General features: G+C 68.5%; 22 protein-coding genes. 13 read left to right on the forward strand and 9 right to left on the reverse strand.

Annotated features, from left to right (window positions below; genetic code table 11):
- Window positions 1-26 precede the first annotated feature (26 nt).
- The 3 genes from MFF07_RS02350 to MFF07_RS02360 are packed head-to-tail and all read right to left on the reverse strand — an operon-like array spanning window position 27 to window position 3,531.
- The gene (locus tag MFF07_RS02350) at window positions 27-497 is read right to left on the reverse strand and encodes a secondary thiamine-phosphate synthase enzyme YjbQ (protein ID WP_147818287.1); all 471 of its coding nucleotides are present in this window, start codon (window positions 495-497) and stop codon (window positions 27-29) included.
- Window positions 494-2,476 carry a cisplatin damage response ATP-dependent DNA ligase gene (locus MFF07_RS02355; protein WP_238230594.1) on the reverse strand — a complete coding sequence of 661 codons (1,983 nt, stop codon included), beginning with the start codon at window positions 2,474-2,476 and terminating at the stop codon, window positions 494-496. Before MFF07_RS02355 ends, MFF07_RS02350 begins: the two co-directional genes overlap by 4 nt.
- Window positions 2,473-3,531, reverse strand: coding sequence for a ligase-associated DNA damage response exonuclease (locus tag MFF07_RS02360; protein ID WP_238230596.1), 1,059 nt, complete (start codon window positions 3,529-3,531; stop codon window positions 2,473-2,475). Before MFF07_RS02360 ends, MFF07_RS02355 begins: the two co-directional genes overlap by 4 nt.
- Before the next feature lie 49 nt (window positions 3,532-3,580).
- Between MFF07_RS02360 and MFF07_RS02365 the strand changes: the two genes are divergently transcribed.
- Both MFF07_RS02365 and MFF07_RS02370 read left to right on the forward strand, forming a co-directional pair.
- On the forward strand, window positions 3,581-4,519 hold the full coding sequence (locus MFF07_RS02365) for a methyltransferase domain-containing protein (RefSeq protein WP_147818290.1): 939 nt from the start codon (window positions 3,581-3,583) through the stop codon (window positions 4,517-4,519).
- Window positions 4,520-4,676: 157 nt separating this feature from the next.
- The gene (locus MFF07_RS02370) at window positions 4,677-5,411 is read left to right on the forward strand and encodes a YoaK family protein (RefSeq protein ID WP_238230598.1); all 735 of its coding nucleotides are present in this window, start codon (window positions 4,677-4,679) and stop codon (window positions 5,409-5,411) included.
- A gap of 3 nt (window positions 5,412-5,414) precedes the next feature.
- On the opposite strand, the gene arfB is transcribed toward MFF07_RS02370, so the two are convergent.
- Both arfB and MFF07_RS02380 read right to left on the reverse strand, forming a co-directional pair.
- Window positions 5,415-5,837, reverse strand: a complete 423-nt coding sequence (gene arfB, locus MFF07_RS02375) for an alternative ribosome rescue aminoacyl-tRNA hydrolase ArfB (RefSeq protein ID WP_147818292.1) — start codon at window positions 5,835-5,837, stop codon at window positions 5,415-5,417.
- A gap of 9 nt (window positions 5,838-5,846) precedes the next feature.
- Window positions 5,847-6,131, reverse strand: coding sequence for a BolA family protein (locus MFF07_RS02380; RefSeq protein ID WP_147818293.1), 285 nt, complete (start codon window positions 6,129-6,131; stop codon window positions 5,847-5,849).
- Window positions 6,132-6,252: 121 nt separating this feature from the next.
- Between MFF07_RS02380 and MFF07_RS02385 the strand changes: the two genes are divergently transcribed.
- The 4 genes from MFF07_RS02385 (at window position 6,253) to cobT (ending at window position 10,597) form a co-directional block, all read left to right on the forward strand.
- Complete coding sequence (locus MFF07_RS02385; protein ID WP_147818294.1) at window positions 6,253-6,930, forward strand: J domain-containing protein; 678 nt, start codon at window positions 6,253-6,255, stop codon at window positions 6,928-6,930.
- 241 nt (window positions 6,931-7,171) lie between these two features.
- Complete coding sequence (gene cobS, locus MFF07_RS02390) at window positions 7,172-8,155, forward strand: cobaltochelatase subunit CobS (protein ID WP_147818295.1); 984 nt, start codon at window positions 7,172-7,174, stop codon at window positions 8,153-8,155.
- A gap of 24 nt (window positions 8,156-8,179) precedes the next feature.
- Window positions 8,180-8,677, forward strand: coding sequence for a DUF29 domain-containing protein (locus MFF07_RS02395; RefSeq protein ID WP_147818296.1), 498 nt, complete (start codon window positions 8,180-8,182; stop codon window positions 8,675-8,677).
- 3 nt (window positions 8,678-8,680) lie between these two features.
- A complete protein-coding gene (gene cobT / locus MFF07_RS02400) occupies window positions 8,681-10,597 on the forward strand; it encodes a cobaltochelatase subunit CobT (protein ID WP_147818297.1) in 1,917 nt (638 codons plus the stop codon).
- 3 nt (window positions 10,598-10,600) lie between these two features.
- Here the strand turns inward: cobT and MFF07_RS02405 are convergent, their stop codons facing one another.
- A complete protein-coding gene (locus MFF07_RS02405; RefSeq protein ID WP_147818298.1) occupies window positions 10,601-11,530 on the reverse strand; it encodes an AEC family transporter in 930 nt (309 codons plus the stop codon).
- 107 nt (window positions 11,531-11,637) lie between these two features.
- Complete coding sequence (rpmB, locus tag MFF07_RS02410) at window positions 11,638-11,949, reverse strand: 50S ribosomal protein L28 (RefSeq protein WP_147818299.1); 312 nt, start codon at window positions 11,947-11,949, stop codon at window positions 11,638-11,640.
- A gap of 382 nt (window positions 11,950-12,331) precedes the next feature.
- On the opposite strand from rpmB, the gene hemB reads away from it, so the two are divergent.
- From hemB to MFF07_RS02430, 4 genes are all read left to right on the forward strand, one after another.
- Window positions 12,332-13,384: a porphobilinogen synthase gene (hemB, locus tag MFF07_RS02415; protein WP_147818300.1), complete on the forward strand. Its 1,053-nt coding sequence runs from the start codon at window positions 12,332-12,334 to the stop codon at window positions 13,382-13,384.
- 7 nt (window positions 13,385-13,391) lie between these two features.
- Window positions 13,392-13,766, forward strand: a complete 375-nt coding sequence (locus MFF07_RS02420) for a hypothetical protein (RefSeq protein WP_147818301.1) — start codon at window positions 13,392-13,394, stop codon at window positions 13,764-13,766.
- Between the two features lie 127 nt (window positions 13,767-13,893).
- Window positions 13,894-14,382 (forward strand): RDD family protein, encoded by a 489-nt coding sequence (locus MFF07_RS02425; RefSeq protein WP_147818302.1) that lies wholly within the window; start codon window positions 13,894-13,896, stop codon window positions 14,380-14,382.
- Window positions 14,383-14,514: 132 nt separating this feature from the next.
- Entirely contained in the window at window positions 14,515-15,261 is a 747-nt protein-coding gene (locus MFF07_RS02430) for an arginyltransferase (protein WP_147818303.1), read from the forward strand.
- A gap of 40 nt (window positions 15,262-15,301) precedes the next feature.
- Here the strand turns inward: MFF07_RS02430 and ypfJ are convergent, their stop codons facing one another.
- Both ypfJ and MFF07_RS02440 read right to left on the reverse strand, forming a co-directional pair.
- Window positions 15,302-16,216 carry a KPN_02809 family neutral zinc metallopeptidase gene (ypfJ, locus tag MFF07_RS02435; RefSeq protein ID WP_147818304.1) on the reverse strand — a complete coding sequence of 305 codons (915 nt, stop codon included), beginning with the start codon at window positions 16,214-16,216 and terminating at the stop codon, window positions 15,302-15,304.
- A gap of 98 nt (window positions 16,217-16,314) precedes the next feature.
- Complete coding sequence (locus MFF07_RS02440) at window positions 16,315-17,202, reverse strand: uracil-DNA glycosylase (protein ID WP_147818305.1); 888 nt, start codon at window positions 17,200-17,202, stop codon at window positions 16,315-16,317.
- Window positions 17,203-17,427: 225 nt separating this feature from the next.
- Between MFF07_RS02440 and MFF07_RS02445 the strand changes: the two genes are divergently transcribed.
- The 3 genes from MFF07_RS02445 to MFF07_RS02455 all read left to right on the forward strand — a co-directional run bounded on the left by MFF07_RS02445 (window position 17,428) and on the right by MFF07_RS02455 (window position 22,222).
- Window positions 17,428-19,101: an electron transfer flavoprotein-ubiquinone oxidoreductase gene (locus MFF07_RS02445; protein WP_147818306.1), complete on the forward strand. Its 1,674-nt coding sequence runs from the start codon at window positions 17,428-17,430 to the stop codon at window positions 19,099-19,101.
- A gap of 269 nt (window positions 19,102-19,370) precedes the next feature.
- On the forward strand, window positions 19,371-21,263 hold the full coding sequence (locus MFF07_RS02450; RefSeq protein ID WP_238230670.1) for a tetratricopeptide repeat protein: 1,893 nt from the start codon (window positions 19,371-19,373) through the stop codon (window positions 21,261-21,263).
- 83 nt (window positions 21,264-21,346) lie between these two features.
- The gene (locus MFF07_RS02455) at window positions 21,347-22,222 is read left to right on the forward strand and encodes a 4-(cytidine 5'-diphospho)-2-C-methyl-D-erythritol kinase (protein ID WP_147818076.1); all 876 of its coding nucleotides are present in this window, start codon (window positions 21,347-21,349) and stop codon (window positions 22,220-22,222) included.
- The last annotated feature ends 17 nt before the right edge of the window (window positions 22,223-22,239 follow it).

Raw genomic sequence — 22,239 nt, forward strand, 5'->3', positions numbered from 1 at the left:
CTCGGCGAAGCAATGACGATTGCGATTCAGGTTCCCAGTACGCTCAACAACAGCTCCCGCCGGTGCCCCCGGTCCCGGTGCTCAATCAAGTAGATCCCCTGCCATGTCCCGAGCCCCAGCCGCCCGTCGATCAGCGGTATGCTCACGCTCGAATCCGTCACCATCGTCCGAATATGCGCCGGCATGTCGTCCGGCCCCTCCATCCCATGCACGTATCCCGCGTGACGCGGGGCGAGGCCGTCCAGCGCCGTCATCAGGTCGGTCTGCACGTCCGGGTCGGCGTTCTCCTGGATGGTGAGGGAGGCCGAGGTGTGCCGGCAGAACACCGTGACGAGGCCGGTCTGCAGGCCGCTCTCGCGCACGAAGGCGGCGACCGCGCTCGTGACGTCCGTGAAACCCTGGCCCGGCGTCGAGACCGTGAACCGGGCGCTCGCCTGCCGGGTCACGGGGCCGCTCGCAAAACCCTCGATCGCGCCGATCTTGCCCGCCTGCCTCATATCTTCGTCTCCATCGTCGCGCCCGGCGCGATCTCGCGTTCGCCACGTTCCAGAATCCGTTCCAGCGCCTCGACCCGGTCGGCCTCCGCGGGCGGCTTGTCCCAGCGGATGCGACTGACGCGGGGGAAGCGCATAGCCACGCCCGACTTGTGTCGGGTCGAGCGCTGGACGCCCTCGAAGGCGATCTCCAGCACGAGGCCGGCCTCGCGGCCATGGCCGACCTCGCGCACCGGGCCGAAGCGCTTGGTGGTGTTGTTGCGGACGTAGCGGTCGAGCTTTTGCAGCTCGGCATCGGTGAAGCCGTGATAGGCTTTCCCGACCGGCACGAGCTCTTCCGCGCCGTCCGCGCCCGCGCGCCAGCAGCCGAAGGTGTAGTCCGAATAGAAGGACGAGCGCTTTCCGTGCCCGCGCTGCGCGTACATCATCACCGCGTCGACGACGAAGGGCTCGCGCTTCCACTTCCACCACGGGCCCTTGGGGCGGCCGGGCTGGTAGGCGCTGTCGACGCGTTTCAGCATCACGCCCTCGATGGCGTCCGCATCCGCGCCGGCCCCGGCCGAGGCCGGATCGGCCCGCGCCGCGGCGAGGTCGTCCCAGGTCGCGAAGGGTACGAGCGGCGAGAGATCGATCCGCGCGTGATCGAGTTTCCTCACGAGTTTTTCCAGCGCGGCGCGCCGCTCCGTGAACGGCAGCGGGCGCAGGTCCTCGCCGTCGCTTCCAAAAACATCGTACGCGCGGACGTGGGCCGGAAACTCTTCCAGGAGTTTCGGCGTCACCGCCTTCCGGTTGAGCCGCTGCTGCAGCACGTTGAAGCTCTGCACCCGGCTCTCGCGAAGAATCAGCAACTCTCCGTCGATCGCGCCCTCGAAGGTCACGGCCTCGGCGAGATCCGGGAATGCTCCGGTGATGTCTTCGCCGGTGCGGGAATAGACCTTGGCGACGTGCCGGCCCTCACGGTCACGGCCTCCGGCGAGCTGCACGCGGATGCCGTCCCACTTCCACTCGGCCGAGAAATTGGCTGGGTCGAGTTTGTCGAGGTCGGCCTCGTCCTCGATCGGGTGTGAGAGCATCGGCGGACGGAACGGCGCCGGGTTGAGCGTCTCCGGCCGCTCGGCGCGGCCCTCGACCCAGGCAAAGAGCCCGGCATAGGGCGGTTCCAGCCCGTGCCAGACCTCTTCCACCGCATCCGCCTCGTGGCCGCCCAGCGCCCCGACCGCCGTCTTGGCCAGCCGCGCCGAGACGCCGACGCGGAGGTTGCCGGTGACGAGCTTCAAGAGCGCCCAGCGCCCGGTCTCGTCGAGGGCGTCGAGCCAGTCGGCGAGATGGCCGGGAAGGTCTTTTTTCGCGGTGGTGGCCAGAGTCTCGACGACTTCGGAGAGGGTCGGGACGTGCGGGGGTGGGTTGTTGTGACCGGGGCCTGGTGAACCAACGCCCGCGGGGTGTGCGTCTCCTCTCCCCGCCCACATCTCGGGCTTGTCCGAGATCTGCTCTTGCCTGCCAAAATCGGGCATGCCCGATTTTGGTGGGGAGAGGGCTCTGCCGACTTTGTCGTCGGCAGAGCGAGCCGGCAGGCGACGGTGAGGGGGCGCATCCGAAAGTGCCTCCTCCGGCGAAGCCCCCTCACCTTCGCCCTTCGGGCTGGTCGCGCCGACGACAAGGTCGTCGCGACCCTCTCCCCGCGTGCGGGGAGAGGGGGGAGGCCCTTCCGGCCCCGGCCAGATCAGCGCCACCGTCTCCGCCAGATCGCCCACGTAGTTGTGCGACAGCCGGAACAGCACCGGGTCGATCCGCTCTTCGACCAGCCCGCGGATCATGCCGGCCTTCGCCTCGCGAAACGTCAGCCCGCCGGTCATCGCGGCGAGCGCCCAGCCGCGCTCCGGGTCCGGCGTGCTCGCGAAAAAGTCCTGCAGCAGGCGCAGCTTGGCGTTGCGGCCCGGCTCGTAGGCGAGGCGGTCGAGAAGGTGGGCGAAGCGGTTCATGCCGAGGCCTCGGCGGTCTCGGCGCCTTGCGCCGGATCGAACTCGGCCTCGCCGTCGTCGCCATAACCCAGCAGGTGCAGCGGTTTCGCCTTGATCCCTTCCGTGCCGCACCAATGCACCAGCGCGTCCTCCTGTCCGTGCGTCACCCAGACCTCCTCTGCGCCGGTCTCGCGGATGGTGCGGCAGAGGTCGGGCCAGTCGGAATGGTCGGAGATGACCAGCGGTAGCTCGACGCCCTTCTGGCGGGCGCGGGCGCGCACCCGCATCCAGCCCGAGGCGAAGGCCGTGACGGGGTCTGGAAACTTTCGCGACCAGACGTCCTGGATCGAGGAGGGCGGGCAGATCACGATGGCGCCGTGCAGATCTTTTCGCTCGGCGGCGGCGACCTTCGGCGTTTCGCCGAGGTCGATGCCTTCCTGCTTGTAGAGTTCGGTCAGCTTTTCCATCGCGCCGTGCAGGTGGATCGGCCGGTCCCAGCCCTCCTCCCGCAACAGCGCCATCACCCGCTGCGCCTTGCCGAGTGCGTAGGCGCCGACGATGTGGGCGCGTTCGGGAAACAGGGCGACCGAGTCGATCAGCTTGCGGACCTCACCGCGCGTATCGGGGTGCGTGAACACCGGCAGCCCGAAGGTCGCCTCGGTGATGAAGACGTCGCAGGGCACCACCTCGAAGGGCAGGCAGGTCGGGTCCGGCGCGCGCTTGTAGTCGCCCGAGACCACGATCCGTTTGCCGTCCTTCTCGATGGCGATCTGCGCCGAACCCAGGACGTGCCCGGCCGGTGCGAACCGCACGGTACCGTCACCGATCTGCATGGCCTCGCCCAGGCGAGCCTCCTGCCGGGTCTCGCAGAAATCCGCGCCGTAGCGCACGGCCATGATCCGGAGGGTCTCGGGTGTGGCGAGCACGTGGGTGTGGCCCGAGCGGGCATGGTCGGCATGGCCGTGGGTGATGAGCGCGCGCTCCACCGGCCAGGTCGGGTCGACGTGGAAGCGCCCGAGCGGGCAATACAGGCCCTCCCGCGTCAGGGTGAGCAATTCGGAGGCGCTGATCGGCATCGGGGCGCATATAGGGGGCGCCACACGCTCAGCACCCCGTACCCGACACATGTCCCGCCAGCATTCCTCCGGCGACATCCTCGCCGACCGCCGCTTCGCCTATGCGCGCGACTGCCTTGCCGAGGGCGACGCGCAGGCGGCCGTCGAGATGGCCGAGCAGGCATTGGAACTCGTGCCGCTCTACGCGCCGGCCTGGTTCCTGCTGGGACGGGCGCGGGAGGCCCGCTTCGTGACGTCGACGGAGCCGGCCGACGAGCAGGCTGCCCGCACGGCCTATGCCTGCGCCCTCGACATCGACCCCGACGACTCTCTCGGCGCGCGTCTTCATCTCGCCGGCCTCGGCACGGGCGACGCGCTCGCCGCGATCACGCCGGCTTATGTGCGGGCGCTGTTCGACGGTTACGCGCCGCGCTTCGAGCGCCACCTCGTCGGCGCTCTCGGCTATCGCGGACCCGAACTGATCGTGGCGGCGCTCGACGCGCTGCCCGACGCGCCGGACGGCTTCGCGACCGGGCTCGATCTCGGCTGCGGCACCGGGCTGATGGGCAGGGCGCTCGCAGGCCGGGTCGGTCACCTGACCGGAATCGACCTCTCCCCCGCCATGCTCGCGCTGGCCGAACGCAGCGGATTCTATGCGCGCGTGGTCGAGGGCGAGCTGACGGCCTTTCTCGCCGGGCAGCCGCGCGGAAGCACCGATCTCGTCGTCGCGGCCGACGTTCTGATCTACCTGCCGGACCTGCGTCCGGTCTTCGCCGGCATCGGCCGGGTCCTTCAGCCGGGCGCGCTCGCTCTCGTCTCGGTGCAGTCGCATGAGGGCGCGGGCGTCGTTCTCGGATCGGATGGCCGCTACGCCCACGGCGATGCCCATCTACGCGCGGCGGTGGAGGGCACTGGCCTCGCTCTTGCGGCGATGCCGCCGGCGGCCGTGCGGCAGGAGCGGGGGCAGAATGTGCCGGGACGGATCGCAGTCCTGCGCAAACCCTGCTAGCGCCAGGTTGTGCACGATCGACCGCGGCTGCATCATCCCGCAGAAGTTTTATTTTTGGCGGTGAACCCATCGCCGCCATCTGCCGTTTGCAGGCTTGGCCGCAGCCGGTACAAGCTTGGCTTTAGCCAAGTGAAGCAGAGCTCATCGGAGGAGTTGAATGTCGGAGAAGGCCTTTCCTGCCAGTGCGACGACACGGATCCCATTCGCCGTCGCTCTTGCAACCCTGGCGGGTACTGCAGATTCGATCGGCTTCCTCGAATTCTCCCAGCTCTTCATGTCGTTCATGAGCGGCAACACCACGCGCTTCGGCGTCTCGGTGTCGAGCTTCGACTGGACCGGCACGACGCGCTTCGGCAGCGTCATCGCGATGTTCTGCTTCGGCGCCTTCCTCGGCACGCTGATCGCCGCCTGGTCCGGCCGCTGGCGGCTGTCCACGCTGCTGATCATTCAAGCGGGCCTGTTCGCCGTCGGCCTGTACGTGCCGTTCGGTTCCGACGCCTTCCCGCTCCACGCCTATCCGATCGTGCTGGCGCTGGGCATCCAGAACGCGACGCTGCAGGACGAGGCCGGCCGCAGCTTGGCGCTGACCTACGTCACCGGCACGGTGGTGCGCTTCGGCGCGGGCCTCGCCAACATGCTCCTGCACGAGCCGGCGCCCTCGTTCTGGCTTCAGGCGCCGCTCTGGGCCGGCCTCACCGGCGGCGCGATCGGCGGCGGCTTCCTGCACCACCTCTACGGCGAGTCCGCGTTCCTGTTTCCCGCGGGTTTTGCGGCGTTTCTCGCGGTCGTGTCCCTTGGCCTGACGCTGGCACTGCCGGGCAGCAAGTACGTGTCCAGCGATAACGCGCCGCAGCCCGACGCGCATCCCGACTCGCCGCCGACGACGCGCTGAGCCTCAATCGCTGCCTGCGTCTCCGCGCAGGCGTTTGACCGCACCGCGCCGGCTCTTGCTTTCGAGCCGGCGCGTCTTCGAGGCCAGCGTCGGCTTCGTCGGACGACGGGGCTTTGGCGGCACCGCCGCCTCCGCGACCAGTGCCGCGAGGCGCTCGCGGGCATCGGCCCGGTTTCGCTCCTGGGTTCGGTGCTGGCGGGCATCGATCACGATCACGCCGTCGTCGGTCAGCCGCCGGCCGGCGAGCTTCATCAGCCGCAGGGCGACGGGGTTCGGCAGCGAAGGTGAGCGCCGCACGTCGAAGCGGAGCTGAACCGCGCTCGCGACCTTGTTGACGTTCTGCCCGCCCGGCCCCGAGGCGCGCACGAAATTTTCTTCGAGCTCACCCTCGTCGATGGCGATCTGTGGCGTGCATTGGAGCGCCATCGGACGGGTTCAGCCCGCCTCGGCCGGCGTGCGGGCCTTGAGCGCCAGTGCGTGCAGGCCGCGCTCGAAGGCCGGCGCAAGGGCGCCGTTGACGAGGCGGTGGCGCTCGACCCGGCTCTTGCCCTCGAAGGCCGCCGAGACGACATCCAACCGGAAATGCGTCTCGCCCTCCGGCCGGGCGCCGGAATGGCCGGCGTGGAGGTGGGACTCGTCGACGACGTCGAGGAAGCTCGGTGTGAGCTCCGCCTGCAGCGTCTGCCCGATCCAATCCTTCAATGTGCCCTGCCCGGTCATCGTCGTCTCCACCTGTTTCGGGGCCGGCGGGAGGGTCGGAGCGTCAACCCCGAAACCCTGCATGCGTCATCAGGCCCGCCGGGCTTGTGTCTCCGGTCCGTCCCCTCATAATCGCGTCGTCATGGATCTCAACTCGCCGCTGTTCGACAGCATCCGCATCAAGCCGACCTGCGACGAGCCGAAGACGGGCTCCGCGAAGGGCCGCGGCAAAGGATCGAGCAAGGCGAGCGCCGGGCAGACCGCGACGGGCGATGCGCTCTGCGAGGTGCCCGGCTGCACCCATGCGGGGCTCTATCGCGCGCCCAAGGGCCGCAAGCACGAGGGGCAGTACCACCGCTTTTGCATCGACCACGTGCGGGCCTACAACGCCTCCTACAACTACTTCGACGGCATGAACGACGACGCCGTCCAGGCCTTCCAGAAGGACGCCGTGATCGGCCATCGCCCGACCTGGGCCATGGGCACCGGCGGCCGTCCCGCCGAGGGCAAGAAGCCCGAGACCGAGCGCGACTGGGCCTATGCCGACCCGTTGGGCGTGCTGCGCGCGGCCGGCGTCGCCGGCAAGGAGCGCCGTGCGCCGCCCGAGCCGATGCGGCCGCGTCTCTCGCCGGCCGCCCGCAAGGCGCTCGACGTGCTCGGCCTCGACGACACCGCCGATACCGCCGCGATCAAGGCGCAGTACAAGACCCTGGTGAAGCGCTTCCACCCCGACGCGAATGGCGGCGACCGTTCCTTCGAGGACCGCCTGCGCGACATCATCCGGGCTCACGACGTGCTGCGTGCGGCCAACCTCTGCTGAGACGCGCCGCCCCTGCGCGTTCACGGCATGAAGGATGCGACCGCGCAGGGGCGGCAATCGGCGCGCGGGGGACTATATCCTGCCCGACCCCTTGGCGTCCGCCGGGAGCGGCGACTAAGGATGACGTCTGCAGCCCGTCCATCCAGCGGCTCTCCCCGGAGCCGGGCGGATGTCAACGAACAGATGCGGACGCGTGCGCTGGCGAGCTTTCGCCGACGCCCGCGCCCCAAAGAGGCCTTTCATGCTTTCTGACGACACGTACGCCTCGCTCCCCGATCGGGAAGTCTCCGTCCGCGAGGCCTTCGGCATCGACCTCGACCTCAAGGTGCCGGCTTTCGCCAAGGCCGAGGAGCATGTGCCGGACCGCGACGAGGATTACATCTTCGACCGCGAGACCACGCTCTCGATCCTGGCCGGCTTCGCCCGCAACCGCCGCGTCATGGTCACCGGCTATCACGGCACCGGCAAGTCGACCCACATCGAGCAGGTCGCCTCGCGGCTGAACTGGCCCTGCGTCCGGGTGAACCTCGACAGCCACATCTCGCGCATCGACCTCGTCGGCAAGGACGCTATCGTCCTGCAGGACGGCAAGCAGGTCACCGCCTTCCAGGATGGCATCCTGCCCTGGGCGCTGCAGAACAACGTCGCCCTCGTCTTCGACGAGTACGACGCCGGCCGCCCCGACGTGATGTTCGTGATCCAGCGCGTGCTCGAAGTCTCGGGCCGGCTGACGCTGCTCGACCAGAAGCGCGTGATCCGCCCGCACCCCGCCTTCCGCCTCTTCGCCACCGCCAACACGGTCGGCCTCGGCGACACCTCGGGCCTCTATCACGGCACGCAGCAGATCAATCAGGGCCAGATGGACCGCTGGTCGATCGTCACGACGCTGAATTACCTGCCGCACGACCGCGAGGTCGAGATCGTGCTGTCGAAGGCGGTCCACTATCGCAACGAGCAGGGCCGCGACCTCGTCAACCGCATGGTGCGCGTGGCCGACCTGACCCGCAACGCCTTCGTCAACGGCGACCTGTCGACGGTGATGAGCCCGCGCACGGTGATCACCTGGGCCGAGAACGCCGACATCTTCAAGGATATCGGCTTCGCCTTCCGCGTCACCTTCCTGAACAAGTGCGACGAGCTGGAGCGCCCGCTCGTCGCCGAGTTCTACCAGCGTGCCTTCGGCAAGGAACTGCCGGAGAGCGCGGTGAACGTTGCGTTGAGCTGAGCTGATAGGCACGCGCGAGGAGCTATGTCCGATACGGCCCTGAAGCCCTCGAAGCGCGTGGCACGGACGGAGAAGCGCCCGCGCCCGACCCCGTATGAGGACGACCTTTATACTTGGGTCGGGGAACAGGTCGCGCTCCTCCGTGCCAAGCGCTTCGAGGAGATCGATTTCGAGAACGTGGCGGAGGAACTGAGCGACGTGGGCGCGGAGCAATACTTCCGGCTTCAGAGCGCCCTCGAACTCGTCGTCCTGCACATGCTGAAGTGGGATCATCAGCCCGAGAAGCGCAGCCGAAGTTGGACCTTGAGCATCGCCGAGCACCGCGTTCGGGTTGATATCCAGCTCTCCAAGAATCCGGGCCTGAAGTCCCGCAGGGACGAGGCCGTAAAGAACGCGTTCCGGCTTGGCCGTTTGCGAGCCGCACGCGAGATGAGGCGCAAGATCGATACGCTGCCCGCCGCCTGTCCCTATACTTGGGACGATATTCTGAACCGGCCGTTCGCGCTCGACGGCGAGGGCTGAGTCATGGCCATTCCCAACCGCGGCAAGGCCGCCGACCGTCGTGAGCCCGTCGCGGAGCCGCTCAAGCGCTCCGTGGCCGGGTGCCTGCGGGCGATCGCGCGGCGTTCGGAGATCGAGGTCACCTACGCCAGCGACCGCCCGGCTCTGCTCGGCGACAAGGCCCGCCTGCCGGAGCCGGCGCGCAAGCTGTCCGTCGAGGACGTGGCGATCCTGCGCGGCCACTCGGATTCCATGGCGCTGCGCCTCGGCTGCCACGATGTCGCCGTGCACCGGCGTCTGGCGCCCGAGAACGCCTCCGCCCGTGCGGTGTTCGACGCCGTCGAGCAAGCCCGCGTCGAGGCGATCGGCTCGCGCCGCATGGCTGGCGTCGCCTCCAACATCACGGCGATGCTGGAGGACCGCTACCACCGCGGCGGCAAGTACGAGGACATCACCGATCGGGCCGACGCCCCGATGGAGGATGCGGTCGCCCTGATGGTGCGCGAACGCCTCACCGGCCAGCGCCCGCCGGCTGCGGCCCGCAAGATCGTCGAGCTCTGGCGCGAGCATATCGAGGAGCGCGCGGGACCGAACCTCGACGGGCTGATGAGCTCGTTGGAGAACCAGCGCGCCTTTGCCCGTTCGGTGCGCGACCTGCTGACCTCCCTCGACATGGCGGACGAGACGCCGTTCGACCCCGAGGACGACGACAGCGAGGACGACGCCGAAGCCCAAGACGACGAGCAGCAGCCGAGCGAGGGTGAGGCCGAGGAGCAGTCGCAGGGCGACCGCGCCGAGGTCGAGGTCACCGACCAGTCCTCCGACGAGATGGAGGACGGCTCCACCGAGGACGCCGACGCACCCTCGGGCGAGTTGCCGGACGATGCCGAGGATTCCGAGTCGGAGCAGGCCTCCGAATCCATGCGTCCCCCCGGCCCGCGCGCCAACGAGCTGCGCGGCCCGGAATACAAGGTCTACAATCCGCGCTTCGACGAGGAGATCGACGCGGAAGATCTCTGCGACGCCGACGAACTCTCGCGGCTGCGCACCTATCTCGACAAGCAGCTCGCGCACCTCCAGGGCGTGGTGGGACGCCTCGCCAACCGCCTGCAGCGGCGGCTCCTCGCACAGCAGAACCGCGCCTGGGACTTCGACCTCGAAGAGGGCCAGCTCGATCCGGCCCGGCTCGTGCGCGTCGTCACCGATCCGTTCCAGCCGCTCTCCTTCAAGCAGGAGAAGGACACGAACTTTCGCGATACGGTGGTGACGCTTCTGCTCGACAATTCGGGCTCGATGCGCGGCCGGCCAATCACGGTCGCCGCGACCTGTGCCGACATCCTCGCCCGCACGCTCGAGCGCTGCGGCGTCAAGGTCGAGATTCTGGGCTTCACCACCCGTGCCTGGAAGGGTGGGCAGTCTCGCGAGGCCTGGCTCGCCGGCGGCAAGCCGCCCTCCCCGGGCCGCCTGAACGACCTGCGCCACATCATCTACAAGAGCGCTGACGCTCCCTGGCGCCGGGCCCGCAAGAATCTCGGGCTGATGATGCGTGAGGGGCTGCTCAAGGAGAACATCGACGGCGAGGCTCTCGATTGGGCCCATAAGCGCCTGCTGGGTCGCCCCGAGCAGCGGAAGATCCTGATGGTGATTTCTGACGGCGCTCCTGTCGACGACTCGACCCTGTCGGTCAACCCCGGCAATTACCTCGAACGCCACCTGCGCTGGATGATCGAGGAGATCGAGACTCGCTCCCCCGTGGAGCTCATGGCGATCGGTATCGGCCACGACGTGACGCGGTATTATCGGCGTGCGGTGACGATCATCGACGCCGAAGAGCTCGGTGGCGCGATGACGGAGAAGCTGGCGGAGCTGTTCGAGGAGGACGCGGCAGGGGGGGCGTCGCCGCGTCGGCCTGCGCGGCGGGCTGCGGGTGGGCGACGGTAGGCGTCAGCTCTTCCCGAGCACCAGCAACCACCCGATCGTCGTCACCGCCGCCGCCAGCGTCGAGACCAGCACGGAGGCCGCGACCAGTCCCTGCTCGGTCCGGTAGCGCGCCGCGAGCAGGTAGGCGTTGATCCCCACGGGCATGGCCGCGAACAGCACCGCGACGCCGGCATAGGCCGGCGGCATCGTGAAGACGTGGAAGGCCAGCACCCAGACGGCGAACGGGTGCAGCCCGAGCTTCAGGGCCGCGATGACGCTTGCGCCCGGGAGATCGTGCAGCACGCGGTAGCGGGTCAGTCCGGCGCCGAGCGCGATCAGGGCGCAGGTCGAGGCCGTGCCGCCGAGATCGTCGACGAGCGCTTTGGCCATGCCGGCGGGGGCGACGCCGGCGATCTTCAGGGCCATGCCGAAGGCGAGCGCCAGAAAGATCGGATTCTTCACCAGCACGAGGCCGAGGCCTTTGAGCCGTTGGACGAGTGAGCGTTCGCCGTCCGATTCGATCAGAAAGGTGGCCGCGCCCATCATCAGCGGCAGGTGCACCGCGAGCAGCATGAAGAGCGGGAAGGCCCCGGCTTCGCCATAGGCCTGCAGGATCATCGGCACGCCGACGAAGATCGTGTTCGACTGACTCGCTGCAAAGCCGTGCAGGATCGCGCCGCGCCGCTCGACGCCCTCGCGGCGTATGCCGATGAGCGAGCCGGCGCCCCAGGCGATCGCGGCGCCGCCGAAGTAGCTGAACCAGTAGCCCCAGGCGATCTCGCCGCTCATGCCCGGCCGCGTCAGCGTCGCGACGATCAGCGCCGGCACCGCGATGGCGAAGACGTATTCCGAGAGGCCCTCGCTGACGCGCTCGGAGAGCAGGCCGGTGATCGCGGCGAACCAGCCGATGACCACGAGGCCGAAGATCGGAACGACGAGCGTGAGCGCGGTCATCGATCATTCCAGACATGGCGAAGCCGCCGATGCGCGGGGCACTCGGCGGCTGTCGACATCAAGTCCTGAAAGGATCACGCCGACGGCAGGGCCGCAGCATGCCTGGATCAGGCGGCGACCGGCTCAGCGGCGGCGGTCTCGCCGAGCTTCTTCTGGATTTCGCGCTTGAGGAGCTTCGCGGTCTGCGACAGCTCGATCTCGCGAGCCTTCACGAGGAAGGCGTCGAGGCCGCCGCGGTGCTCGACCGAGCGGAGCGCATGGGCGGTGACGCGCAGGCGAACGCGGCGGTTCAGCGCGTCCGACGTGAGCGTGACGTTGCACAGGTTCGGCAGGAACCGGCACTTGGTCTTGTGGTTCGAGTGGCTGACGAGGTGGCCGACCTGCACGGCTTTGCCCGTGAGTTCGCAGCGGCGCGACATGACGTGTATCCCGTATCGTTCCGCGAACATGAAACGCGCCGGTTGGTTTTACGAGAAGAGCGGCCTGGACCGTCGACCCGAAAAACCCGCGCGTGAATTCGATGAAGTCCAGCGGAGTCCAGTGGAAGGCGCGAGCCTATAGGGGACGGGGCCCCACTGCGTCAAGGTGAACCTCGGCCCTAAAGCCCGCTCGGCGTGATACCGGATGGGCAGAGACATCACCACGGCCAGCTTGCGATCGTCCCCACACGAACGCGCCGGCGCGGCTTCGAAACGCCGAAATGATCGGACCGCGGTTTTTAGAGGGATTCCGGATGTGCTAGGGCGCTCGTCCACGCACAGCGCCCGCAAGCGTCGAGCCCGTCTCCGGAGCCGTTTCCCGATGTCGAACGAACCGCGTCCGCTCGCCGTCGAGACCGCCCGCGAGGCGGCGCCCGGTGCGAGCGCGCTGAGCCTCACCCAGCGCCCGCGCCGCAACCGCAAGGCCGACTGGTCGCGCCGGCTCGTGCGCGAGCATACGCTCGGCGTCGACGACCTGATCTGGCCGCTCTTCGTGATCGAGGGCCAGGGCCGGCGCGAGCCGATTGCATCCATGCCGGGCGTCGAGCGCCGCAGCGTCGACGAGGTCGTGCGCGACGCCGAGATGGCCGCCCGCCTCGGCATCCCCGCGATCTCGCTGTTTCCCTACACCGACCCGGCGCTTCGGGATCCGACGGGCTCGGAAGCCCTGAATTGCGAAAACCTCGTCTGCCGTGCGGTGCGGGCTGTAAAGAAGGCGGTGCCCGAGATCGGTATCATGACCGACGTGGCGCTCGACCCCTATACCAGCCACGGGCATGACGGCCTGATCCAGGACGGCGCCATCCTGAACGACGAGACCGTGGCGCTGCTGGTCGAACAGAGCCTGATCCAGGCGGAGGCCGGCACCGACATCATCGCGCCCTCCGACATGATGGACGGCCGTGTCGGCGCGATCCGCACCGGCCTCGACCGGGCCGGCTATCGCGACGTCCAGATCATGGCCTACGCCGCGAAATATGCGAGCGCCTTCTATGGCCCGTTCCGCGATGCCATCGGCACCAAGGCGGCGCTGGTCGGCGACAAGCGCACCTACCAGATGGATCCGGGCAACGGCCTCGAGGCGCTGCGCGAAGTCGCCCTCGACCTCGCCGAGGGGGCGGATTCCGTCATGGTGAAGCCGGGCATGCCCTATCTCGACATCATCCGCCGGGTGAAGGACGAGTTCGGCGTGCCGACCTTCGCCTATCAGGTGTCCGGCGAGTACGCGATGATCGAGGCGGCCGCCCGCAACGGCTGGCTCGACGGCGAGCGCGCCATGACCGAGAGCCTCCTCGCCTTCAAGCGCGCCGGTGCCGACGGCGTACTGACCTACTATGCCGTGCGCGTGGCGGAGCGCCTGCGCGCCGGTGCGTAGGGATCGGATGGGGGTGCTGCGAACGGCTGTCGCCGTCGCCCTGCTCTCGGCCCTCGCAGCCTGCGGCAACAGCCTCGACGAGCGCCGGGCGACGGTCTGCCGCCGTGCCGTGCCGGCCATCGCGCCGGACGGGTCGACGGTTTCGCTGATGCGTATCGGCACCGGTCCGGGGCCGGACAGCGTCCGTGTCGACTACCGCACGGCCGGCAGCCCCGGTGCGGCTGCCAAGGCGCGCTGGATCGTCTGCAGCTTCGGTCCGGGATCGAGCCTCGAGGCGATCACGACCGAGTCGGGTCCGGTCAACGGTGCCTCGGTCTATCTGCTCCGGCACTATTATCTCGACACGCCGGAGGCGGCTTCCGCCGATCCCGGCGGGCGCTGACTGATTCTACCCTTGGCACCGGCCTACTCTTGGCACCGCCTACTCTTGGCACCGCTCAAGTCTTGGCACCGCCCGAGGCGGTTCCCATGTCATGACGGCACCATTCTTCCTCCCGGGAGCCCTGGCCATGTCGAATCCTCAGCCCGGTTACGCGGAACGCTACGACACCGCCGGCTATCCCGGCGCGTTGCCGCCGGTCCCCTACGTCCGGGCGAGCCTCGGCGGGCGCTGCGTCGCCTACCTGTTCGACATCGCCTTCATTTTTCTGTTCACGGCGATCCTCGCCACGGCCATCGCAGTGATCGGCGTGCTGACCTTCGGCTTCGGCTGGACGCTCTTCGCAGTCCTTCCGGCGAGCGGCATCATCTACAGCGCGATCACCGTCGGCGGAGCCAGACAGAGCACCTGGGGCATGCGGATGCTCGGCCTGCGTGTGGTGGCGCCGGAGAGCGGCACGCGCGTCGACATGCTGACGGCGGCGATCCACGCGCTGCTGTTCTACGTGGCGATCTCGACGTTCCTGCTCTGGTGCGTCGACGTCGTGTTCGGCTTGCTGCGGCCCGACCGCCGCCTCGGCCATGACGTCATCCTCGGGCTCGCGGTGGTGCGGGGCTGAGCGAGGCCCGGATTTTGCTGGCCCAAAGTTGCGCGGCGCGTCACGAAGTCCATTGAGCGACACGGGGATGGCGCTACACTTGGACGAGGGCGGCACCGGCGCCTGCTCCGGCTGACCCAGGCATCGATCGGCGTGACGAGTCATCCGCGCGACACACCGCAATTCTACCTCACGGCCCCCTCGCCCTGCCCCTATCTCGAGGGGCAGGAGGAGCGGAAGGTGTTCACGCATCTCGTCGGGCGCCGTGCGCGCGATCTGAACGAGATCCTGACGCAGGGCGGCTTCCGTCGTTCGCAGACCATCGCCTACCGCCCGGCCTGCGAGACCTGCCGCGCCTGCATCTCCGTGCGGGTGATCGTGGACGCCTTCCAGCCGACCGGCAGCCAGAAGCGCATCCTGCAGCGCAACGCCGACCTGATCGGCACACCGGAATCGAACCGCCCGGCCTCCGAGCAATACGCCCTGTTTCGCCGCTACCTCGACGCCCGCCACGGCGACGGCGGCATGGTCGACATGACCGTGCTCGATTACGCGATGATGATCGAGGACAGCCACGTCGACACGCATCTCGTGGTCTACAAGCGCCGCGGCCCTGATACCGCCATCAACGGCCGCGGCCGTGGCGGCCCGGTCGCCGTCTGCCTGACCGACGTGCTCTCAGACGGCCTGTCGATGGTCTATTCGTTCTACGACCCGGACGAGGCCGCGCGATCCCTCGGCACTTTCATGATCCTCGACCATATCCGCCGGGCGCAGGAGATGGGCCTGCCGTATCTCTATCTCGGCTACTGGGTCGAGGGTTCGCGGAAGATGGATTACAAGGCGCGGTTCAGGCCTCAGGAACGGCTGATGCCGCAGGGTTGGGCGCGGGTGGAGTGACCGACAGCCCTCCTCTTCCCCCGATTTGGGAGAAAGACCCTCACCCCCGCGCCGCCCGGAACGTATCGCAACTCTTCGTCTGCCCACTCTTGTAGCCCGTCATGAACCAGCGCATCCGCTGCTCCGACGAGCCGTGCGTGAACGAGTCGGGCACGGCGTAGCCCTGGGCCTGCTCCTGCAGCTTGTCGTCGCCGATGGCGCTGGCGGCGTTCATGGCTTCCTGGATGTCGCCCGGTTCGAGAGCGTTCCACTTGTCGTTCGAGTTCTTGGCCCAGACGCCGGCGAGGCAATCGGCCATCAGCTCGACGCGCACGGAGAGCTTGTTCGCCTCCGGCGTGTTGCCGCCCGCGGCCTGCTGTCGGCCCTGGACCTTCCCGAGGATGCCGAGCACGTCCTGGACGTGGTGGCCGACCTCGTGGGCGATGACGTAGGCATAGGCGAAGTCACCCTTCACCTTGAACTTCTGCTCCATCTCCTTGAAGAAGCCCGTGTCGAGATAGACCTTCTTGTCGAGCGGGCAGTAGAACGGCCCCATCGCCGCGCGCGCATCGCCGCAGCCCGAGCGGGTGCCGCCCTGGTAGAGCACCATGGTCGTGGTGGTGTACTGCTTGCCCGTCTGGTTCGGCAGGACCTCTTTCCAGACGTCCTCGGTGTTGCCGAGGATTGCGGCGGCGAACTTTCCGGATTGGTCCGTGGGGGCCTGCCGGCGCTTCGCCTGCGTATCCGGGTCGGCCCGCTCCTCGCGCTGGCCGCCACCGCCGCCGGTGACCTGCGAATAGCCGCCGATCAGGACGGCCGGGTTGATGCCCGTGACCCATCCGATGATGCACAGGATCACGATGGTGCCGATGCCGAGGCCGCCGGCCCCGCCGCCGGGAAAGCCCATGCCGCCGCCGCCGCCTTCGCCACGGCGATCCTCGACGTTGTCCGAACTGCGGAAATCTTCCCAACGCATCGTCGTCTCGTCCCGTACCTGCGCCGGGGCGAGGCCGGCGTCTGCCCTACAGAATGATCGGCGGAAAAGTACGGTTCCGCTTCAAGGCCGGCAGCGTATCACTTCACCCCGTCGAGCGCCGCCTTCAACGCCCGGAAATCACGCCAGGCCAACCGTTTCTGCACCGGCTGCCGCAGCAGGTAGGCCGGGTGCAACGTCGCCAGCGCCCGGATCTCGCGCCCGTCCGGCAGGCGGTAGGGATAGAAGCGGCCGCGCGCTTTCAGGATGCCGTCCTTCGTACCCGTCAGCGTCTGCGTCGAGGGTGCGCCGAGGCAGACCAGGATTTCCGGATCGGCCAGCGCAATCTGCCGCTCGACGAAGGGCCGGCAGATCGCGACCTCCTGCGGCGTCGGGTTACGGTTCCCCGGCGGGCGCCACGGCACGATGTTGGCGATGTAGGCGCTCGATCGGTCGAGGCCGATCGCGGCCATCATCCGGTCGAGAAGCTGGCCGGACCGCCCCATGAACGGCTTGCCGATGCGATCCTCGTCGGCGCCCGGCGCCTCGCCCACGAACATCACCCGCGCCGCCGGATTGCCGTCGGCGAACACGAGGTTCTTCGCGGTGAAGCGCAAGCCGCAACCTTCGAAGTCGCGCAGCAGCGCTTCCAGTTCCTCCAGCGAGCCCGTCACCGCCGCCTTCGCCCGCGCGTCGACCGCGGCTTCCTCGGGCTTGGCGGAGGCCGACCCGCCGAAGGTCCGGGGAGCCGCCGGCTTCGGCTCGGGTGGCGGTTCGTGGCCGCGCAGCGGTTCGCGCCGAGGCGCGGGCCCGTCATCCACAGGGGCCTCGCGGCGTAGCGCGATCGGCGTCTCGCGGATCGGCGGCGGCGCATCCACCTCCGCAAAACGGTCGTGCGGCGCTTCGTCCAGCGCGATGTCCACCCCCGATTCCACGTGGAAGTCGAGGAGCGCGATCAGGTCGTCATGGCCCGGGCCGGTGAACGTCATGGGTCTGATGTGGCGCGGTTCGCGGCTGTGGACAACGGCTTCTCGCGCTCGTCCATCGGGAGGTTTCATCGCTACCCGCGGTCACGGCGGGGATGTGTCTTCTACCAGAGGCGACTTGCGTTCCTAGTTTGGAATGGGTTGAGAGACATCTTGAGCATACGCGCCTGCCCCCCGGCACAGCCGGCAAGGCTTGCGGGCGCTTAACGAGGCCTTGGAGGAAACAGGATGGCGTTGCCGGAACGCGAGGGCATGGACTTCGACGTCGTGGTCGTCGGCGCAGGGCCGGCCGGCCTCGCGACCGCGATCCGCCTTAAGCAGATCTCCGCCGAGAAGGGCGAGGAGATCAACGTCGTCGTCGTCGAGAAGGGCTCCGAGGTCGGCGCGCACATCCTGTCCGGCGCCGTTGTCGACCCGTCCGGTCTCGACAAGCTGCTGCCCGAGTGGCGCGACGATCCCGAGCGCCCCCTGAAGACCGCCGTCCAGCGCGACGAGTTCATGTTCCTGACGGCCGGCAGCGGCCTCAAGATGCCGAACGCGTTCTTCCCGAAGATGATGTCGAACCACGGCAACTTCGTCGGCTCGCTCTCGAACATGACGAAGTATCTCGGGGCCCAGGCCGAGGCGCTCGGCGTCGAGATCTATCCGGGCTTCCCGGCCTCGGAGGTGCTGTACGACGACAAGGGCGTCGTCACGGGCGTCGCCACCGGCGATCTCGGCATCGCGCGCGGCGGCGAGCCGCGTGACGACTTCACCCGAGGCATGGAGCTGAAGGGCAAGTACGTCGTGTTCGGCGAGGGCGCACGCGGCTCGCTCACCAAGACCTTGATCGACCGGTTCAAGCTCAACAAGGACAGCGACCACCAGAAATACGGCCTCGGCGTCAAGGAACTCTGGCAGCTCAAAGATGACAAGTTCGAGCCGGGACTGGTGCAGCACACCATGGGCTGGCCGCTGCCGAACAAGGCCGGCGGCGGCTCCTGGCTCTACCATTTCGACGACAACCTGCTCTCGGTCGGCTTCGTCACGCACCTGAACTACGAGAACCCGACGCTCTCGCCGTTCGAGGAATTCCAGCGCTTCAAGACGCACCCGATGATCCGCGACGTGTTCGAGGGCGCCAAGCGCATCGGCTACGGCGCCCGCGCGATCATGGAGGGCGGCTGGCAGTCGGTGCCGAAGCTCGTGTTCCCCGGCGGCTGCCTCGTCGGCGATTCAGCCGGCTTCGTGAACGTGCCGCGCATCAAGGGCTCGCACAACGCGATCCATTCCGGCATCCAGGCGGCGGAGGCCATCGCCGCCGCGCTCCAGGCCGGCCGCCAGGGCGACGAACTTTCGGTCTACGACCAGGGCTGGCGCGACAGCGAGATCGGCCGCGACCTCAAGCCGGTGCGCAACATGAAGCCGCTCTGGTCGCGCTACGGCACCATGATCGGCGTCGGTCTCGGCGGCCTCGACCTCTGGACCAACTCGCTACTGAACGCTTCGGTTTTCGGCACGCTGAAGCACGGCAGGCCGGACTATGCCTGCCTCAAGCCCATCTCCGAGGTCGAGCCAATCAAGTACCCGAAGCCGGACGGCAAGATCACCTTCGATCGGCTCTCATCGGTGTACCTGTCCAACACCAACCACGAGGAGGACCAGCCGGTCCATCTCAAGGTCAAGGACATGGCCCTGCAGAAGACCTCCGAACACGACGTGTTCGGCGGCCCCTCCGGCTGCTACTGCCCGGCCGGCGTCTACGAATGGGTGCAGGATGCCACCGCCAGCGACGGCGTGCGCTTCCAGATCAACGCCCAGAACTGCGTCCACTGCAAGACCTGCGACATCAAGGATCCGAACCAGAACATCAACTGGGAGACGCCGGAGGGGCCGGGCGGGCCGAACTATACGAATCTCTGATGCCAGCCGCGCTTACGGCTGACGCCCGAAGGGCTGTCCGCTGCACGGGCGGCGGCGCGCAGTCGCGCTTGCCGACGGGCGATGACCGCAGGAGCCGAAGCTTTCGGCTGCGGACATGAGAGGCGCGGGATCGTGATTGGCGCGGTGCCTGCCGCGCCATCCTTTCGCCGTTCGCGCATGGCTTGCGGAGATGGCGGAAGGGATTAGTGTCCCCCGCCACATCGGCGCCGGCCGTTTTGCCGGACGCGAAGGAGCCGTGACTGGTGACCATGAACGGAAATGCCGCCCGCTGCCGGACCCTTCCGGCGCTCGCCCTTCTCCTTGCCTCCTCGGTGACGCTCGGCCTCCCGGCGCTCGCCGCGCAGCCGCGTGAATCCGCGCCGCTCTCCGAATACGAGCCGGCCGAGTCCCTCGAAGGCAATTTTCTCTCCGCCTACATCGCCGGCGCCTCGAAGGACACGACGGCCGCCGCGAACTACTATCGCGAGGCAGTGAAGGGCGATCCGCGCAACGCCGAGCTGTTGGAGCGCGCCTTCGTGTCGTTGCTCGCAGACGGCTCGATGACCGACGCCTTTCGTGCGGCAGAACGTCTTTCGACCCGCGACGGCGCGAGCGGGCTCGCGCAGCTCTCGCTCGGCGTACGCCAGCTCAAGGCCGGTCAGTACGCCGCTGCGCGCCAGAGCTTCGGCCGCAGCGGCAAGGGTGCTGCCGCGGACCTCACGGCGACGCTGCTCACCGCCTGGGCCTATGCCGGCGCCAACGACGGCAAGCGCGCCCTCGACACCGTGAACAAGCTGCGCGGCGAGCGCTACTTCAACGTGTTCCGCGATTACCATGCCGGCTTGATCGCCAACCTCGTCGGCGACAAGGCCGAGGCGGAGCGTCGCCTCAAGGCCGCCTATGACGCCGACCACAACACGCTGCGCATCGTGGATGGGTATGCCCGCTTCGAGGCCGCCCAGGGGCGCACCGATCTTGCGATCCAGGCCTATACCGACTTCGACAAGGTGCTGCCGCGTCACCCGATCGTCACCGACGCCCTCGACAAGCTGAAGGCCGGCAAGCCCCTCGCCCAGCTGGTCGGCTCCGCTCAGGACGGCGCCTCCGAGGTGCTGTACGGACTCGGCGCCGCCGGCTCGACTCAGGGCGACGAGTTGCCGGCCGTGGTCTATCTGCGCCTCGCCCTCTACCTCAATCCCGAGCACGGCGTCGCCCGCCTGACGCTGGCCGACGCCCTCGACCGCATGAAGCAGGCCGAACGCTCCAACGAGGCCTACGCGCAGATCCCCGCCTCTTCGCCGCTGAAGCTCAATGCCGACATCCAGATCGGCCTCAATCTCGAGCAGATGGGCAAGGGCGACGAGGCGATCCAGCACCTCGACGCCGTCCAGAAGGCGCATCCCGACAACGTCGAGGTGATCTCGGCACTCGGCAACGTCCAGCGCTCGCGCAAGAAGTTCGCCGAGGCCGCCGAGACCTACAGCCGCGCAATCAAGCTGATCACGCCCGAGCAGGAAGCCGGCTACTGGTCGCTGTTCTACTTCCGTGGCACCGCCTACGAGCGCGCCGGCGAATGGCAGAAGGCCGAGGCCGACCTCAAGAAGGCCCTCGGGCTGATCTCGCCGACGCAGCCGAATGCCCGCGCCCAGGTGCTGAACTACCTCGCCTATTCCTGGGTCGACCGGAACATGAACATCGACGACAGCTTCAAGATGCTGAAGCAGGCCGTTGAGCTGTCGCCGCGCGACGGCATGATCATCGACAGCCTCGGCTGGGCTTATTTCCGCCTCGGCCGCTGGGACGACGCGGTGCGGGAGCTGGAGAAGGCCGTCGAGCTCAAGCCCGGCGACCCGACCATCAACGACCACCTCGGCGACGCCTACTGGCGTACCGGCCGCCGCCTCGAGGGCAAGTTCCAGTGGCAGCACGCCAAGGACCTGAACCCCGAGCCAGACGACCTCGCCAAGATCAACGCCAAGCTCAAGGACGGCCTTCCGGACCCGGACAAGCCGGCCGTGACCGCCGAGAACCCGCCCGCCCCGGCCGAGCCCACGCCGGCCCCCGTGGCCGCGCCGCACAACGCCGAGAACCCGGAGCTCCCCAAGGGCGCGCCGGCGCCGAGCGAGCCTCCGGGCGCGGCGGACAAGAAGCCGGGCGGTTAGGTCCGCGTTTGGCCATCTGCTTGCAGCCTCGACCGCGGTCGCCTATGGCCGCGCTTCATCGCGAGACGCTGCAGTAAAGATCAGTGACAACGCTCACCACCCTCGCTCCGGCCAAGATCAACCTGACCCTCCACGTCCTCGGACGGCGGCCGGGTGACGGCTATCACGCGCTCGAAAGCCTCGTCGCCTTCGCCGGCATCGGCGACACGCTGACGCTGGAGCCGGGCGAAGCCCTGGGCCTCGACGTGTTCGGCCCGACGGCGGGCACCGTCGGGCCGACCGACGACAACCTCGTGCTGCGTGCGGCTCGCGACCTCGCCGCACGCGTGTCGTCGTTGCGGGTCGGTGCGTTCAGGCTCGAAAAACGCCTTCCCGTGGCCGCCGGGATTGGCGGTGGCTCGTCCGATGCGGCGGCTGCCCTGCGGCTGCTGGCGCAGCTCAACGATCTGCCCCTCGATCATCCCGCGATCGTCGCAGCCGCCCGTTCGGCCGGCGCCGACGTGCCGGTCTGCCTCGATCCGCGGGCGCGGATGATGTGTGGGGCCGGCGAAGAGATCGGGCCTGTCCTCGGACTTGCCCCGCTTCCGGCGCTGCTGATCAATCCCGGCGTGCCGGTGACGACCGCGCCGGTGTTCAAGGCGCTCGGACTGGCAGTCGGTCAAACGCTGCCGGGGGCTGGGCATCCGGCGGTCTGGAGCAATCTCGATGCCGACGCGGTCCTCGCCGCGATCGCGCCGGCCCGCAACGACCTGGAAGCCCCTGCCCTCACCGTGGCGCCGGTGATCGGCGACGCGCTCGGTGCCCTGCGCGATCAGCCGGGCTGCCGCCTCGCGCGGATGTCGGGCTCGGGTGCCACGGTGTTCGCGATCTTTTCGGACGATGGTGCGGCCGCGCGCGCTGCGGAGGCGATCCACGCCCTTCGGCCCGGCTGGTGGGTCGAGCCGACGACGCTGAGCTAGATCACGCTGCGTTTTGA

The sequence above is a fragment of the Methylobacterium thuringiense genome (genome assembly GCF_022179645.1).
Lineage (GTDB): Bacteria > Pseudomonadota > Alphaproteobacteria > Rhizobiales > Beijerinckiaceae > Methylobacterium > Methylobacterium thuringiense.